Genomic DNA, 15,306 nt, shown 5'->3' with positions numbered 1-15,306 from the left:
TGGGCTTCGACGCGCGTGACTGAGTAGATTGCGCGCGGCCAACTCGCCGGCGGATCCTCTCTAGACGACCGATTTCTCTAACGGTTCATGCACGGGATTCGGCTAGCCATGAGCCCGTGCAAATACCCGCAATGGGCATCTTGCAGCCGGCCGCCACAGTCATCAACATCAGAGATTTATACGGTCTTCTATGACTCAGACGGCAATTGCATCGGCAGCTTTAACGTGTAATGATTCAACATATAAAACGTGAATCGTCACATCAGCTTTTACGCCGATTGCTACAGCACCTCGGACGTGCCGCACCCACATGGCCAGCCCTAACGTCAAACTCGCGACATCGCTTCAGAAGCTCCACGAACTTCAAAAGCAAGGCCGCGTTGTCATCCGCGCCGCAGATCTGTCGCGGACGCACCTCGAGCGCTTGGTCGGGAGTGGGCGTCTACGTTCGATCATCCGCGGCTGGTACATGCCCTCCCGGCCCGAGGAAGACTTTGGCGACACAACAACCTGGTTCGCTTCAATGCGGCACTTCGTTCGCGGCTACTGCGACGAACGCTTCGGCAGCGATTGGTACATCAACGCCGAACTCAGCCTGAAAGTGCACACAGGCTCAAGCACGCTTGCGCGTCAGATCCAGGTGAACGCGCTCAAGGGCACCAATAACGCACTCACCTTGCCAGCAGGGACATCCTTGTTTGACCTGCGCGTCAAGGAGATGCCTCCAGCAGACCACCTCAGCGAGACCCAGGGTCTGCGCGCTTTGTCGCTGGAGGCTGCCCTTGTGCGCGCTATGCCGAATGTCTGGCAGGCTGATGCGCTCACCATGCAACTCGCGTTGGGCATGCTGAAGGACACCTCCGCCATCAATCGCATCCTTCTGGACGGCGACCACACGACCATCGCCGGGCGCATCGCCGGTGCCCTCCGCGCCGTTGACCGCGCGGAGCTGGCTGACGAAGTGCTCAAGACAATGAGGTCAGCCGGCCATAGCATCGTCGAGCAAAACCCATTCGACGTACCGGTCCAGTCTGCCCGAGCACTTCCGGAGTCACCGTACTGCGCGCGAATCAAGGCCATGTGGGAGCTGATGCGAGAGCAGGTCATGAAGGCCTGGACAACCCCCGTACGCACGCAAGGCACGCCGAAGGAATACTTGGACGAAGCCGAGGTGCGATACCTGGCCGACGCCTATCACTCGCTGTCCATCGAAGGCTACCAGGTCACTCCGGAGATGATCGACCGTGTGCGCAAGGGCACCTGGGGCTCGGGCGATACGGAGCGCGATCGCCAGGAACGCAACGCGATGGCTGCCAAAGGCTACTTCGAAGCGCACAAGGCTGTGCGCGCGAGTCTGCTGCGAGTGCTGGAAGGCCAGAACCCGGGGGTACGCCTACGAACTGACCTTCAAGCCTGGTACTTGGCACTTTGGTCCCCATCCGTTCAGGTCGGGCTGGTAAAGCCTTCGGAACTCGCCGGTTGGCGCGGCTCGCAGGTGTTCATCAAGAACGCCAGGCACACGCCGCTTCCACCTGAGGCTGTTCGCGATGCGATGCCGCTGCTGTTCGATCTGCTCGAAGCCGAAACCGAGCCCTGCGTGCGAGCAGTACTCGGGCACTTCGTCTTCGTGTTCATCCATCCTTACATGGACGGCAATGGACGGCTGGCTCGGTGCATCATGAACCTCATGCTGGCCACCGGCGGATGGCCGTGGACAGTCGTCACCTTGGATATCCGCGACGAATACATGCGAGCGCTTGATGCCGCGTCGTCGGACCAGGACATCAAGCCGTTTACCAGGCTGCTGAGTAGCTTGGTCCAAGCCCAGTTAATCGACGGGCCGAAGGGGCCTGCCTCCAGCTAGCCTGCCTCGACCACAGCTCCGCCCGCTTACTGCAGGCCGTAGTGGCGCTCCAGGCCATTTTGACTCAGCGACACCCTAAACGTCTTGCCCGAGGTTGACGTCGTCGTAGGCGTTCATTCGAGTTCGACGGCACGATCCCTAGCCGTCATTGCATTCGAATACCAGCGGGTTGACCGTGAGCAGACTGCGGGCAATCTCGGGCTGGCGGGCGATCGCCGCCCGCGTCATGGCGGTGGCCACGGTGCCCACGCTCAAGGTGTTGGTCAGCGAGATGGGCGTTTCCAGCACCCCCAGCTCCTGCACCTGCATCAGGCCCACGCTCTTGCCGAAGCCGTTGAGCACGGCCAGGCCCGCCGGCACCTTGTGCACGAACAGGTCACCGGCGTGCGGCTGCACGGTCGTCACGCCGGTCCGCACCGCGCCTTCGTCCAGGGTTCAGTGGCCCACGGTGGTGCCGGCCACATCGCACAAGGTGTCCAGCGGGCCGCTGCGTGGAGCGTCCACAAAGGGCCTTCAGCGCGCACTGTCGAGCTTGGGGTCCAGCGCGTCGCGCAGGCCGTCGCCCAGCAGGTTGAATGCCAGCACGGTCAGGAAGATGGCGATGCTGGGGATGATGGCGATATGCGGCGCATTGCCCATGTCGCTGCGCGCCTCGTTGAGCATGGCACCCCACTCGGGCGTCGGCGGCTGTGCACCCATGCCGAGAAAGGACAGACTGGCCGCGGTGATGATGGAGGTGCCGATGCGCATGGTGAAGAACACGACCACCGTTGACACGGTGCCCGGCAGGATGTGGCGGGTGATGATGGTCCAGTCCGAGGCGCCGATGCTGCGCGCCGCCTCGATATAGGTGAGGTGCTTGAGCGCCAGCGTGTTGCCGCGCACCAGCCGCGCAAAGGTCGGGATCGAGAACACCGCCACGGCGATGATCACGTTGAACATGCCGCCGCCCAGGATGGCCACGATGCCGATGGCCAGCAGGATCCCGGGGAAGGCGAACAAGACATCGCACAGCCGCATGATCGTGCGGTCCCACCAGCCCTCGTAGTAGCCGGCGAGCAGGCCGAAGGTGGTGCCCACCAGCGAGCCCACCGCCACCGAGACCAGGCCGGCGGTCAGCGAGACCCGAGAGCCCATGACGATGCGGCTGAAGATGTCGCGGCCCAGCGCGTCTACTCCAAACCAATGCGTGGCCGAGGGCAGCGCGTTGATGCTGTCGTAGTCGAAGAAGCTTTCGGCATCGTAAGGCACGATCCAGGGCGCGGCCAGGGCTGTGGCCACCAGCAGCAGGATGAAGGCCAGCGCCAGCACAGCCACGCGCTGCTTCTTGAACTTGCGCCAGAACTCGCTGCCGGGCGAGCGCAGCCGTGCAGCGGCGATGGGGACAGAGGTACTTAGGGTGCTCATGGTGCTTGCGGCCGTCACTTGTAGCGGATCGTCGGATTGATCACGCCATAGAGCACGTCGACGATCAGATTGATGAGGATGAACTGCAGCGAGAACAGCAGCACTTCGGCTTGGATCACCGGGTAGTCGCGCATCTCGACCGCATCGACCAGCAGCCGGCCCATGCCCGGCCAGTTGAAGACCTTCTCGACGACGATGGAGCCGCCCAGCAAAAAACCGAACTGCAGGCCCATCATCGTGACGACCGGGATCAAGGCGTTGCGCAGACCATGCTTGAGCACCACCATCTTCTCGGATACGCCCTTGGCGCGCGCGGTGCGGATGTAGTCCTCGTGCAGGATGTCCACGAACGAGGAGCGGGTGAAGCGCGCCATCACCGCCGCCACACCGGCGCCCAGGGTGATCGACGGCAGCAGATAGTGCTTCCAGGTGTCGGCGCCCACCGTCGGCAGCCAGCCCAGGCCGACAGCGAACACCATCATCAGCAGCAGGCCCAGCGCGAACGACGGGAACGAGATGCCCGATACAGCCAAGGTCATGCCCAGCCGGTCGGGCCAGCGGTTGCGCTTGACGGCCGAGACCACGCCGATCACTAGGCCCAGCAGCACCGACCAGCCCATCGCCGCGAGGGTCAGCTTCAGGGTGTAGGGGAAGCGCTCGGCGATCTCGTCGATCACCGGTCGCTTGGAGCGCATCGAGCGACCGAAGTCGCCGTGGACGACGCCGGTGACGAAGCGCACGAATTGCTCGAGCAGCGGCTTGTCCAGGCCGAGGTCGCGGCGCACCAGCTCGACGGTCTTCTCGTCGGCCTCGGCGCCGGCGGCCAGGCGCGCAGGGTCGCCGGGCAGCAGGTGCACGAAGAAGAACACGAACACCGCAACAATCAGCAGGGTGGGCAACAGACCAGCCAAGCGCTTGATGACGTACTGAAACATGGATTGATCCGTGGTTGCGCCGGTCCCGCAAGGGCACCGGCGCGTCGCTTGATGGACTACTTGGTGAACTCGACGTCTTCGTAGAAGAAGGAGTTGTCAGGCATCTGGTAGACGCCCTTCAGGTTCTTCGCCTTGGCATAGGCCACCTTGGTCGTGACCAGGAAGGCCCAGGGCGCGTCCTTGTGCACCATCTCCTGAGCCTGCCTGTACGCGTGGGTCTTCTTCGCGCGGTCCGAGCTGCCCAGCGCCTCGTACAGCAGGTCGTCGAACTCCTTGTTGCTGTAGTAGGCGAAGTTCTGCAGCCGCGGCGGCTGGGCCTCGGTGGCGAACAGCGGGCGCAGGGCCCAGTCGGCCTCGCCGGTGGAGGCCGACCAGCCGCCGAAGTTCAGGCGCACGGCGGCGTCTTCGGGCTTTTGCACATTCTCCAGCTGCTGCACGCGCTGGCCGGTCTCCAGCAGCGTGATCCTGGCCTTGATGCCGACCTGGGCCAGCTGCTGCTGCAGGAACTGCGTGGCCTTTTGCGTCGTGCTGTTATTGGCCGACCAGAGTTCGGTCTCGAAGCCGTTCGGGTAGCCGGCGGCCTTCAGCAGCTCGCGGGCCTTGGCCGGGTTGAAGTCATAGCTGCCGGTCTTGGTGGCGAAGTCCACGCCGATGGGCACCGGGCCCTGCGCGGGTTCGGCATAGCCGTAGAACACAACCTTGGCCAAGGCCTGCTTGTTGATCGCGTAGTTGATTGCGTGGCGCACGCGCACATCGTTGAACGGCCTCTTCTGCGTGTTCATCGACATGTAATAGGCGAAGATGCCCGGGTAGCTGACGAGGTCCAGCTTCGGATTCTTGGCCATGTTCTCGGCCTGCTCGTAGGGCACCGGCGCGGTGAAGTGCGCCTCGCCGGTCTGAACCATCGCGGTGCGCGTGTTGTTGTCGGTGACCGGCTTCCAGATGATGCCGTCGATCTTGGGCAGGCCCTTCTTCCAGTAGCCGTCGAACTTCACGACCTTCATGTAGTCGGGCTGCTTCCACTCGACGAATTTGAACGGCCCGGTGCCGACCGGGTTCATGCCGATCTCCTTGCCGTACTTGGCCAGCGCCGCCGGCGAGATCATCACCGCCGACGGGTGCGCCAGCTGGTTGATGAAGGCCGAGAACGGGCGCTTCAGCGTGATGCGAACAGTGGCGTCATCGATCACCGTGGTGCTGTCGATGTTCGAGAACAGGTTGTAGCGCTTGAGCTTGTTCTCCGGGTTGGTGACGCGGTCGAACATGGCTTTCACGACCGAGGCATTGAAGTCGCTGCCGTCGTGGAACTTGATGCCCTTCTTCAGCTTGAAGATGTAGACCAGGCCCGCATTGGCGATCTCGTAGCTGTCGGCCAGTTGAGGCGTGACCTTCAGGTCCTTGTCGAAGGTGTAGAGGCCCTGATAGAAGGACTTGCAGACCGACAGGTCCAGGGTCGCATTGGTGTCATACGGATCCAGCGACGAGAAGGTGTTGTTGACCGCAAACACGGCCGTCGTGTCTTGCGCCTGCGCGACTTGGGCGGCGCCCAGGCCCACGGCGAAGGCCAGGGCAGCCTGCAGCAGCGTAGCGGAAATTCGGTGTTTCATGCGTTTCTCCTTCAGTTGATGGAATCAGTGAGACGAACAAACAGGCTCATGCCTGCAACAACAAACCAACGTCATGCCGGGCGACGAAATGCTCAGCGCCAACCTGCACCAATGGCGCCACCGTCGGCGCATCGTTCAGCGCGCGCATCGGACTCGGAATTTCGCCGCTGAGCAGCTCGCGTTTTCGGTTGCGCTTGGCCGGATCGGCCACCGGCACGGCGGCCATCAGGCGCTTGGTGTAGTCGTGCTGCGGGTTCTCGAACACCGCGCTGCGCGGGCCGATCTCGACGATCTGGCCCAGGTACATCACCGCCACCCGGTGTGCTACCCGCTCGACCACGGCCATGTCGTGCGAGATGAACAGATAGGACAAGCCCAGCTCGGCCTGCAGGTCCAGCATCAGGTTGACGATCTGCGCGCGTATCGACACATCGAGCGCCGACACCGCCTCGTCGGCGACGATCAGCTTCGGGTTCAGGGCCAGCGCGCGGGCAATCGCCAGGCGCTGGCGCTGGCCGCCGGAGAACTCGTGCGGATAGCGCTGCGCCGCCTCGGGCGGCAGTCCCACGCGTTGCAGCAGCCATTGCACCCGCTCCTCGGCCTGCTGCTTGTTGGCCAGGCCGTGGATGTACAGCGGCTCAGCAATCGAGAAGCCGACCGTCAGCCGCGGATCAAGCGAGGCGAACGGGTCCTGGAAGATCATCTGGATGTCTCGGCGCAGCGGCTGCATCTGGCGGCGGCTCAGCCGTGCCAGGTCTTGCCCGCGGAAGTGGATCTGGCCGGCATCCACATCGACCAGACGCAGCAGCGAGCGCCCGGTCGTCGACTTGCCGCAGCCCGACTCGCCGACCAGGGCCAGCGTCTCGCCGGCACGCAGCTCGAAGCTGACCCGCTCGACCGCATGCACCCGCTTGGTGACACGGTTCAAGAGGCCCTGGCGGATATTGAAGCGCGTCGTCAGGTCGGTGACCTTGAGCAGCACCTCGCCCGGCGGCTTGTCCTGCGCGCGGGCCACCTGGCCCTCGCCCTCCATGCTCATCAGCGCAAAACTGGCCGGCACGCTGGAGCCGGCCATCGCGCCCAGCGTCGGCACGGCCGACAGCAGGGCCTGGGTGTAGCGGTGCGTGGGCGCCTTGAACAGGGCCACCGTCTCCCCCTCCTCGACCTTCTCGCCGCGCAGCATCACGACCACGCGGTCGGCACTTTCGGCGACCACGCCCATGTCGTGGGTGATGAAGATCACCCCCATATGCATCTCCTGCTGCAGCGTGCGTATCAGCTGCAGGATCTGGGCCTGGATGGTCACGTCCAGCGCCGTGGTCGGCTCATCGGCGATCAGCAGGCTGGGCTTGCAGGCCAGGGCCATGGCGATCATCACCCGCTGACGCATGCCGCCCGAAAGCTGATGAGGGTGGCGGGTCAGCACCTGGCGCGCCGCCGGTATGCGCACTAGCTCCAACATGCGCAGTGCCTCGGCCAGCGCGGCGGCCCGGCCCATGCGCTGGTGGATGCGGATCGACTCGGCAATCTGCTCGCCGACGGTTAAGACCGGGTTCAACGAGGTCATCGGCTCCTGGAAGATCATCGCGATGTCGGCGCCACGGATGGCGCGCATCTTGTCTTCGGCGGTCTGCGCCAGGTCCAGCAGCTGGCCGTTGCGCTGACGGAACAGCATCTCGCCGTCGATGATGCGACCGCCACCATGTTCGATCAGCCGCATGATGGACAGCGAGGACACCGACTTGCCCGAGCCCGACTCGCCGACGATGGCCAGCGTCTCGCCTGAATTGATATGGAAGCTCAACGACTTGACCGCATCCACGGTCCGTTCTTCACCTTGAAAGCGCACGCACAAGCCTCGGACATCCAGCACCGGAGCGTTCATGCCGATTCCCCGTAGATCGCCACCGTCACCGGCTCGCCGACACGCGCAACACCACGGTACATGCCCTCCGTGTTGAAGGGCAAGCAGACCTCGCCATTGGCGGCCACGGCGATCAGGCCTCCGCGGCCGCCCAGGCGCGGCAACTTGTCCATCACCACACGTTCGGCAGCCTCTTTCAGCGACAGGCCGGCATAGTCCATCAACGCCGCCAGGTCATACGCAGCCACCCCGCGCATGAAGGCTTCGCCGGTGCCGGTGCAGGACACCGCCACAGTCGCGTCATTGGCATAGCAGCCTGCGCCGATCAGTGGCGAGTCGCCGATGCGCCCCGGCTGCTTGTTGGTCATGCCACCGGTGGAGGTGGCGGCGGCCAGATGGGCTTGCGCATCAAGCGCCACCGCGCCGACGGTGCCGAACTTGGTCGTCTCGTCCAGTGGTGCAGCACCGCTGTCCGTGCCGCATGCGGTCACCGCATGCTGACCGTCATGGTCCAGCAATTGGCCACGGGCGCCAGCCTGCGCGCGGCGCAGCTGCTCCAGGCGCTGCGGCGTGCCGAACCAGTCGGGCGCCACCTGCTCCAGGCCCTGACCGGCGGCAAAGACATCCGCCGCCTCGCCCATCAACAGCACATGCTCGCTGTGTTCGAGCACCGCTCGGGCCGCCAGGACCGGATTACGCGTGAACGCCATGCCGGCCACGGCACCGGCGCGGAGGCCGGCACCATCCATCACGCAGGCGTCAAGCTCATGGGTGCCCACAGCGGTATAGACGGCCCCCCTGCCGGCATTGAACAGCTCGCATTCTTCGAGCTCGCGCACGGCCTCCACCACGACATCCAGCGCACTGGCGCCGGCAGCAAGCTGCTGCTGACCCGCCTGCAGCACGCGCTTCAGCGCAGCCTCGTAGGCGGCCGCCTTGGCCTGGCTCATGCCGCTGCGCAGCAGGGTGCCGGCGCCACCATGAATAGCCAGCACGGGCACCGCCCGGGTGGACCTTTCGGCCTGGGCCGTCGGGATCGAATCCATTGTCGTCGTCCTCGAAAAAGTAGCGGCAATCTGGAAATAAATTTCCATGAAAGCTCTTATGATGAAACAAGTATTTCATATTCCCGGGGCGTTTGTCCAGCCCCTTCGGCGACTCGAGGATGTCGACACGCTGGCCACGATGCGTGATCCCGACCTGGGGATTACGTGCCCGCGCAAACCCGGGGATTGAAAGTTCATTTCCTCAAATATAGTATTTTGAAAATCAATGACCATCCACCTCGCTCGAAAGGTCCAACCGCCATGAGATGTCTTCCAACCTTGCGCGCCGCGATCGCGCGCGTTCTTGCCGGGGCCGCTCTACTGGGGCTTTGTTCGGTGGCACAGGCGCAGAGCCTGCTGGCCCAGCGCTGGGACTTCAATGACCCGGCCGGCACCGCCCTGCCCGCCGCTCTCAACAGCGCCCCCACCGGCGCCCCGGGCCAATGGATCTACGGCCTTGCCAATACCGAAACCACCGGGACCGGCGCCTTGCGCATCGGCCATGTGGGCAGCATCGGCTACAGCGCCGCGCCGCTGAACATCGCGTCGGCCGATGTCTATGCTGGCACCGTCGTGATCCAGCCATGGGACATCAGGAATGGCGGCGCGAACTATGCGGCCAGCACAAGGCCGGTCTTCAACTTCGGCTTTCGCACCGCCGCCGGCACCGCCACCTCGGGCGGCTCCCTGGTGGCCGATGTGCAGTTCAGCGCCACCGCCGCCGGCATTGTGGTGGTCATCCGCGATTCATTGAGCACCTTCCCGGTGGTCACCTTGCCGGCCCAGTTGGGCGGCACGCTGACCGCCTCGCTGAAGGTCGACAAGCGGGTGCTGCCCAACGTCTACACGCTGAACTACGACGTGGCGGGAGGGACCGGCTTGAGCGGCGTTGTCACCGCCACCGCTGCAGCGGGAGCCGCAAGCAATACGCGCACGATCTCGCATGCCGCGTTGGCTTTCAGCGGCAACTTTCCCGGCACGACGAATGCGGCCGGCACCGGCCCCAACACGCCGCCGGCCATCGACACCATCGCCATCAGCTACAACGAGCTGCCGGTGGTGGACCTGCCGGCCGCCAATGGCCGGCCCAGCCGCAAGTCCAACCTGCTGACCTTCTTCGACGGGAATCCGGTGCAATCGACCCAGCCGCCGATCGGCGGCCCTGGCCTGCTCTTGATGGGTGGCGGCGCCGAGGTCAACGAGGCCTTCACCGGCAAGGCCTATCCCATCATCAATGGCGGCGACATCGTGGTGTTGCGCATCAGCGGCAGCAACGGCTACCAGCCCTACTTCTTCAACACCCTGGTCAACGAGTTGCCAGCCGCCGCACAAGCCATGTTGAAACCCAATTCGGTGGAGACCCTGTTTGTCGACACGCGTGAGAAGGCCAACAGCGCCTACGTGGCCAATTCGGTTGCTCGCGCCAACATGATCTGGATCGCTGGCGGCGACCAGTCGCCGTACATCGAGAACTGGCGTGACACGGCGCTGGCCGCCGCGGTCAAGGCCGCCTACCAGCGCGGCGCGATCATCGGCGGCACCTCGGCCGGCATGGTGGTGTCTGCCGAATGGATGTATGACCCCGGCGCGCTGCTGGCGGTCACCAGCGCCGAGGCTGTCGCCAATCCCTACCGGGCCAGCATGATCTTGTCGGCCACCAAGCTGTTCGATCTGCCGCTGGGCTTCAACCTGCTGGCCGAGCCGCACTTCCAGGACCGCGACCGCATGGGCCGCACGCTGGCGTTCATGGCGCGGCTGCGCAAGGACGCGCGCAGCTCGCTGCTCTATGGTGTTGCGCTCGACGAGCGCACCGCCCTGTTCATCGACAAGGACAAGATCGGCACCTTCTCGCGCGCCCCCCTGGTGGCCGGCAAGGCCGCCGGCGACGGCTACATCCTGCGCGAAGACCGCCGCAAGACCACGATGTCCCAGGTCGCCGCCGGCCTGCCGCTGATCTATCGCAACGTGCAGCGCGTCAAGCTGGCGCCGGGCCAGAGCTTCGACTTCGCCCGGGGTCTGTCGGCACAGCCCGCGCTGAGCCTCAATGTCGAAGGCGTCGTGCCGACCAATCCCTACTGAACCCCGGGTGCCTCATGAAAACGAAAACATCGATCCTGATTGCCGGCCTGCTGCTGGGCACCGCCCTGCATGCCCAGGCCCTGGTCGCCGACTGGCAGTTCGACGAAGTCGCCGGCAGCACGCTCAACACCAGCGTCAACAGCGGCCCCGGCAGCACCTGGAACCTGGCCCTTACCGGCTCGGCCAGCAACGGTCTGGGCCAATTCAGCATCGGCAACGACGGCCGCGGCGGCAGCGGCACGCGCTCGACCTATGCCGACTTTGCCAGCGACTTCACCGCCATCAGCTACGGCACGCTGCGCCTGAGCGCCCACTTCTCGGCCTGGAACCCATCCAGCGCAGGCAGCAGCTTCACGCTGGGCTTCATCGAGGGCAACGACTTCAGCACGGCCCAGTTCAGCCTGGCTGCCGCACTGGGTGGCGGCTTCGCGCTCAGCGGCGCGGTCGACCCGTTCGGCGACGGCAAGCCGCTGGCGCAGATCGCCAGCTTCGCCAGCTTCAGCCCGCTGACGGTCTACCTGGACCTGGACCTCGATGCGCACAGCTACAGCCTGGCCTATGACCTCGGCCTCGGCTTCACGCGCCTGGGCAGCGCCAGCGTCGACTCGCTGACCTCGGGCGTCAACTCCCTGCGCCTGGCGGTCGCCGGTGACTTCAGCGCCGCGCCGCTGCTGCTCGACAGCATCAGCGTGTCCGCCGTACCCGAACCGGCCACCTGGCTGTTGATGATCGCGGCCCTGCCCCTGCTGGGCTGGCAGCGCCGGCGCTTGACCCCGGTCGCATGGACCGCAGCCCTGCTGCTGGCCGCGCCGGCCCGCGCCGAGCCGCCGCTGGCCAATGTCATCATTGGCGGCGGCCTGCGCAATTGCACCAGCAGCGACGCACCGCTGGCCAGCCAGCTGAGTCCGAATTGCAGCAAGACCTGGCCCGAAATTCTGGCTCAGGACCCGGGCCTGGCCGGCATTGCGCCCGAGCGCGTGCCCCTGGGCCGCATGCCGGCCATGCCCAGCTACCGTTACCGGATCGATGCCATCGGCTTGGCCGCCTTGCAGGCCCAGCCCGACCCTCTGCTGCCGGCCGCACAGAAGGCGCGGCTGCTCAACCAGCTGCGCCCCCGCCAGGCCGTCAGCAGTTTGAGTCTGGCCGAACTCGTTGCGGGGCTCGATCTGCATGCGCTGACACCGATCGAGCAGGCAGCAACGCTCAACAGCCTGGTCGAACCACCGTCGGCAGACCGCGAGCAACGTCAGCTGCAGGCGCGCAGCGTCGCATTCCTGACCAATGCTGCGAGCACCGCGATCTATCGGGAGTTTGTGCAGGCAGCCCGCACCGCGGCCGGCGGCAAGAGGCCGCGCATCGGCGTGGTCACCGCCGCCAGCCGCAATCCATACATGGACCACGACATCAACGTCCACGCCTTGCGTTCTGCCGGTGCCGATGCGGTCTGGCTGCCGGCCAGCGGCGCATTGCGGCAGGCGCTCGACACCGGCGAATGCCGCCACCTGCCAGTCCTGCTTGACGCCTATGTCAACACCTCGGCGGCCGGCGGGCCCCTGCACCATGTCGACCTGAGCTTCCCCGAGCTGGCGCGCCAGCACCAGGCCTTCTGCGATGACGGTGGCGAGGGATTCAATGCGGCCCTCACGCAGCTCGACGGCATCTTCTTCAGCGGCGGCGATCAGGCCCGGCTGCTGGAAAGCTTTGTCGGCCGCGATGCGCAAGGCCGCTACCGCCGGCTGAGCCCTCAGTTGGAAATCCTGCGCGCCCGCCATGCGGCCGGGCGCCTGGTGGTGGCCGGCACCAGTGCCGGCAATGCCTCGCAGGCCGGCCCCGGGGTGCCAATGCTGTCGGGCGGCGAATCGTGGCAGGTGCTCGCGCGCGGGTTCGTCAGCGGCCAGGGCCCCACCATCGAGGGCCAGGGCCGCGCCGGCGTCAGCTATCCCGACGGCGGACTGGGCTTCTTCAGGCTCGGCGCGCTGGACTCGCATTTCTCGCAGCGCTCGCGCGAAGGCCGGTTGCTGCGCTTTGTCAAGGACAGCGGACTGGACTACGGCTTCGGGGTCGACGAGAACACCGCGCTGCTGGTCGGTCGCCCCGACGCCGGCGGCTCGACCGAGCTGCGCGTGGTCGGCGCCGGCGGTGTGTTCATCGCCGATCTGCGCCAGGCCAGGGCCCAAGGCGCAGCCGACGGCCCGATCCGCATTGACGCAGCCACCGTGCACTACCTCAACGATGGCGACCGCGCCCGTGTCGATGGCCAGGGTCGGCTGCAGATCGCATTGGCAGCCGACAAGACCTTGCTGCCCGCCAATCCCGACGCGCCGGCCGTCAGCGGGACCGACGTGCAGAACCCACGCGGCATGACCTTCGTCAAGCTGCTGCAGGCGATGGGTCGTGGCGGTGCCTTGCAAGCCTGGGCCAGCACGGCGGCACAGGACCAGGCGCCCAGGTTCGGCATTCGCCTGCAGCGTCTGCCGGACAGCGAATTCCGCGTGGCGGCCCATGGCGGCCTCAGCTACACGAATGTCCAGCTGGCCCTGGCGCCCTGTGACGCCGCCTGCGATGCCCCACAATTACAGCCACCCGAGGTCAAGAAAGCAGCACCGTAACAATGGCCAGCACCAAGAGCACGACCGAGCCCACCACGCCGCCTCACCCGTTCGACCGCATCCGCGAAGGCGCCAAGGGCGCGCCTCCTGCTCTGGCCTCGGTGGCGCAATGGATGCTGCGCCACACGGCACAGGCCGCCACGCTGAGCATCACCGACATCGCCGTGGCCTGCGGCAGCTCGCCGGCCAGCGTCAACCGCATGGCCCGCACCGCTGGCTACGCGGGCTTTGCCGAGCTGAAGGCCGACTTGGCCCTGGTGATGCGCGCCACCATCGACCCGGTGCAGAAGCTGCGAGACGAACAACATCGCGGCAATGTGGCGCCGGTCTCGCAATATGTGGCCATGGGCCGAGCCAATGTGGAGCAGCTGCTGCGCGACAACACCAGCAAGGACATCGAGGCCGCGGCCAGGCTGCTCTCCACGCGGGGCCGCATCTACGTGCTGGGCCTCGGCCTGACCGCGCATGTCTGTGGCTGGCTCGCCGATGCCTTGACACCCTACAGCCATGCGGTCACCGCGCTGAGCGTCAGCGGCGGCACCGAGCAAAGCGCCAGTCGCATGTCCACCATCGGCAAGGGTGATGTGTTGGTGGCGATCAGCCTGCCCCGCTATTCGCGGGACACGGCCAACCTGGCCCGCTTCGCCCGCGAACGTGGCGCCCAGGTGCTAGCCATCATCGACTCGCATGCCGCGCCGCTGGCCAACGAGGCCGATCTGCGGCTGTTCACCTCGGCCGCCCATCCGGTATTGCCGTCCAGCTATGTCGCGGTGCAGCTGTTGTGCGAGGCCTTGGTGGCCGAAGTGATGCGTCGCAACCCGGCCTCGGTGGCCATGGCCGCCGAACTGACGGAGTCGATCGCGTCCCAGCTGCGGGGCGGCGACTGAGTCCGCCACTGGTGGCCGGCGGCGGCTGAACCCCTGCGTGCGCCAGCCGAGCCGCAACCAGCTGCCGGCTCGGGACCGAGTCAGCGCGGGGTCAGATGAATCCCGGCCAGCATGCAACGCACCGAGCCGCCCGCCAGCTCGATCGTCGGCACGGACAGCGGCAGCAGCCGAGCCGAGCGCTCGATGCGGGCCCGCTGCTCGGACGAGAGCGCGGCACAAGCACGGCTGGAGAGTGCCAGGACCAGACCGTCCCGGCCCATCAACTCCAGCGCGTTGCCGGCAAACTCCTGAATCTGCCCCTCGGTGAGGGCGATGACCTCGCGACCCGATTGGCACAGCCGCGCGGCGATCTCTTCGCGGCGCTTCGCGTCTGGAATCATCTCCAACGCCACCAAGGCGAACTCGCCCGCGATGCACATGATCACATTGGTGTGATAGACCGCGCGGCCAGCGGCATCGCTGGACGCAAAGACCATCGGCTCGTAGTTGAAATGGGTGCAGAAGCGTTCCAGCGCCACCGCGTTGGCGCGGTTGGACTGTGCTGTGTAGGCGACCCGGTCGACATGATCGAGCACCATCGCGCCCGTGCCCTCGAGGAAGAGCCCGTCATGCTCGAGCCCCGAGTAGTCGATCACGTCCTGCACGCGATAGTGCGTCTTCAGCAGTTCCAACACATCGGCACGGCGTTCGCGCCGCCGGTTCGGCGAGTACATCGGATAGATCGCCACATGGCCGCCCACGTGGGTGGAAAACCAGTTGTTCGGGAACACCGAGTCCGGCGTCTCCCGTTGGCTGAAGTCGTCGAACAGATGCACGATCACGCCGGCCGCCTCGAGCGCGGCCGCCGCCGCCGTGACCTCGTCACGTGCCCGGGCGGCCAACAGTTCCGCATCCTGATCTGTCGCTGCCGACTGGAAGCTGTTGTCAGCCGCCGTCTGCGGGTTGGGATGAAAATGATGCGGCCGGACCATCACCACCGCTCCCGGCGCCTGGACGGAACGAAATATG

At 65.8% G+C, this 15,306-nt stretch carries 10 protein-coding genes and 1 pseudogene; 4 read left to right on the top strand and 7 right to left on the bottom strand.

The features are described 5' to 3' along the window. Window positions 1–310: 310 nt before the first annotated feature. Window positions 311–1,864, top strand: a complete 1,554-nt coding sequence (locus DES47_RS26480) for a Fic family protein (protein ID WP_133703792.1) — start codon at window positions 311–313, stop codon at window positions 1,862–1,864. Between the two features lie 141 nt (window positions 1,865–2,005). On the opposite strand, the pseudogene DES47_RS26475 reads toward DES47_RS26480, so the two are convergent. The 6 genes and pseudogenes from DES47_RS26475 to DES47_RS26450 form a co-directional block, all read right to left on the bottom strand. After that, a pseudogene (locus tag DES47_RS26475) lies at window positions 2,006–2,368 on the bottom strand (P1 family peptidase); the annotation flags it as partial. Between the two features lie 9 nt (window positions 2,369–2,377). Further along, on the bottom strand, window positions 2,378–3,271 hold the full coding sequence (gene gsiD / locus DES47_RS26470; protein ID WP_133703791.1) for a glutathione ABC transporter permease GsiD: 894 nt from the start codon (window positions 3,269–3,271) through the stop codon (window positions 2,378–2,380). A gap of 14 nt (window positions 3,272–3,285) precedes the next feature. Beyond that, complete coding sequence (gsiC, locus tag DES47_RS26465; RefSeq protein ID WP_133703790.1) at window positions 3,286–4,206, bottom strand: glutathione ABC transporter permease GsiC; 921 nt, start codon at window positions 4,204–4,206, stop codon at window positions 3,286–3,288. A gap of 56 nt (window positions 4,207–4,262) precedes the next feature. Further along, the gene (gene gsiB, locus DES47_RS26460; protein ID WP_133703789.1) at window positions 4,263–5,813 is read right to left on the bottom strand and encodes a glutathione ABC transporter substrate-binding protein GsiB; all 1,551 of its coding nucleotides are present in this window, start codon (window positions 5,811–5,813) and stop codon (window positions 4,263–4,265) included. Window positions 5,814–5,859: 46 nt separating this feature from the next. Further along, window positions 5,860–7,698: a dipeptide ABC transporter ATP-binding protein gene (locus tag DES47_RS26455; RefSeq protein WP_133703788.1), complete on the bottom strand. Its 1,839-nt coding sequence runs from the start codon at window positions 7,696–7,698 to the stop codon at window positions 5,860–5,862. Next, window positions 7,695–8,723, bottom strand: coding sequence for an isoaspartyl peptidase/L-asparaginase family protein (locus DES47_RS26450; RefSeq protein WP_133703787.1), 1,029 nt, complete (start codon window positions 8,721–8,723; stop codon window positions 7,695–7,697). The genes DES47_RS26455 and DES47_RS26450 overlap by 4 nt, the downstream gene beginning before the upstream one ends. Before the next feature lie 261 nt (window positions 8,724–8,984). On the opposite strand from DES47_RS26450, the gene DES47_RS26445 reads away from it, so the two are divergent. Genes DES47_RS26445 through DES47_RS26435 form a run of 3 tightly spaced genes read left to right on the top strand, consistent with a single transcriptional unit; the run spans window position 8,985 to window position 14,298 of the window. Further along, window positions 8,985–10,802 carry a cyanophycinase gene (locus tag DES47_RS26445; RefSeq protein ID WP_133703786.1) on the top strand — a complete coding sequence of 606 codons (1,818 nt, stop codon included), beginning with the start codon at window positions 8,985–8,987 and terminating at the stop codon, window positions 10,800–10,802. Between the two features lie 14 nt (window positions 10,803–10,816). Continuing rightward, the gene (locus DES47_RS26440) at window positions 10,817–13,411 is read left to right on the top strand and encodes a cyanophycinase (protein WP_133703785.1); all 2,595 of its coding nucleotides are present in this window, start codon (window positions 10,817–10,819) and stop codon (window positions 13,409–13,411) included. Between the two features lie 2 nt (window positions 13,412–13,413). Then, a complete protein-coding gene (locus DES47_RS26435; RefSeq protein WP_133703784.1) occupies window positions 13,414–14,298 on the top strand; it encodes a MurR/RpiR family transcriptional regulator in 885 nt (294 codons plus the stop codon). An 80-nt stretch (window positions 14,299–14,378) separates the two neighbouring features. Here DES47_RS26435 and ctlX read toward each other — a convergent pair whose 3' ends face one another. Then, window positions 14,379–15,269 (bottom strand): citrulline utilization hydrolase CtlX, encoded by an 891-nt coding sequence (ctlX, locus tag DES47_RS26430; protein WP_133703820.1) that lies wholly within the window; start codon window positions 15,267–15,269, stop codon window positions 14,379–14,381. Between the last annotated feature and the right edge of the window lie 37 nt (window positions 15,270–15,306).

Origin of the sequence: Roseateles toxinivorans, assembly GCF_004362525.1 — a bacterium.
GTDB lineage: Bacteria > Pseudomonadota > Gammaproteobacteria > Burkholderiales > Burkholderiaceae_C > Paucibacter > Paucibacter toxinivorans.
Note: the sequence above shows the minus strand (reverse complement) of the source record. Positions and strands in the feature narration are given on the sequence as shown.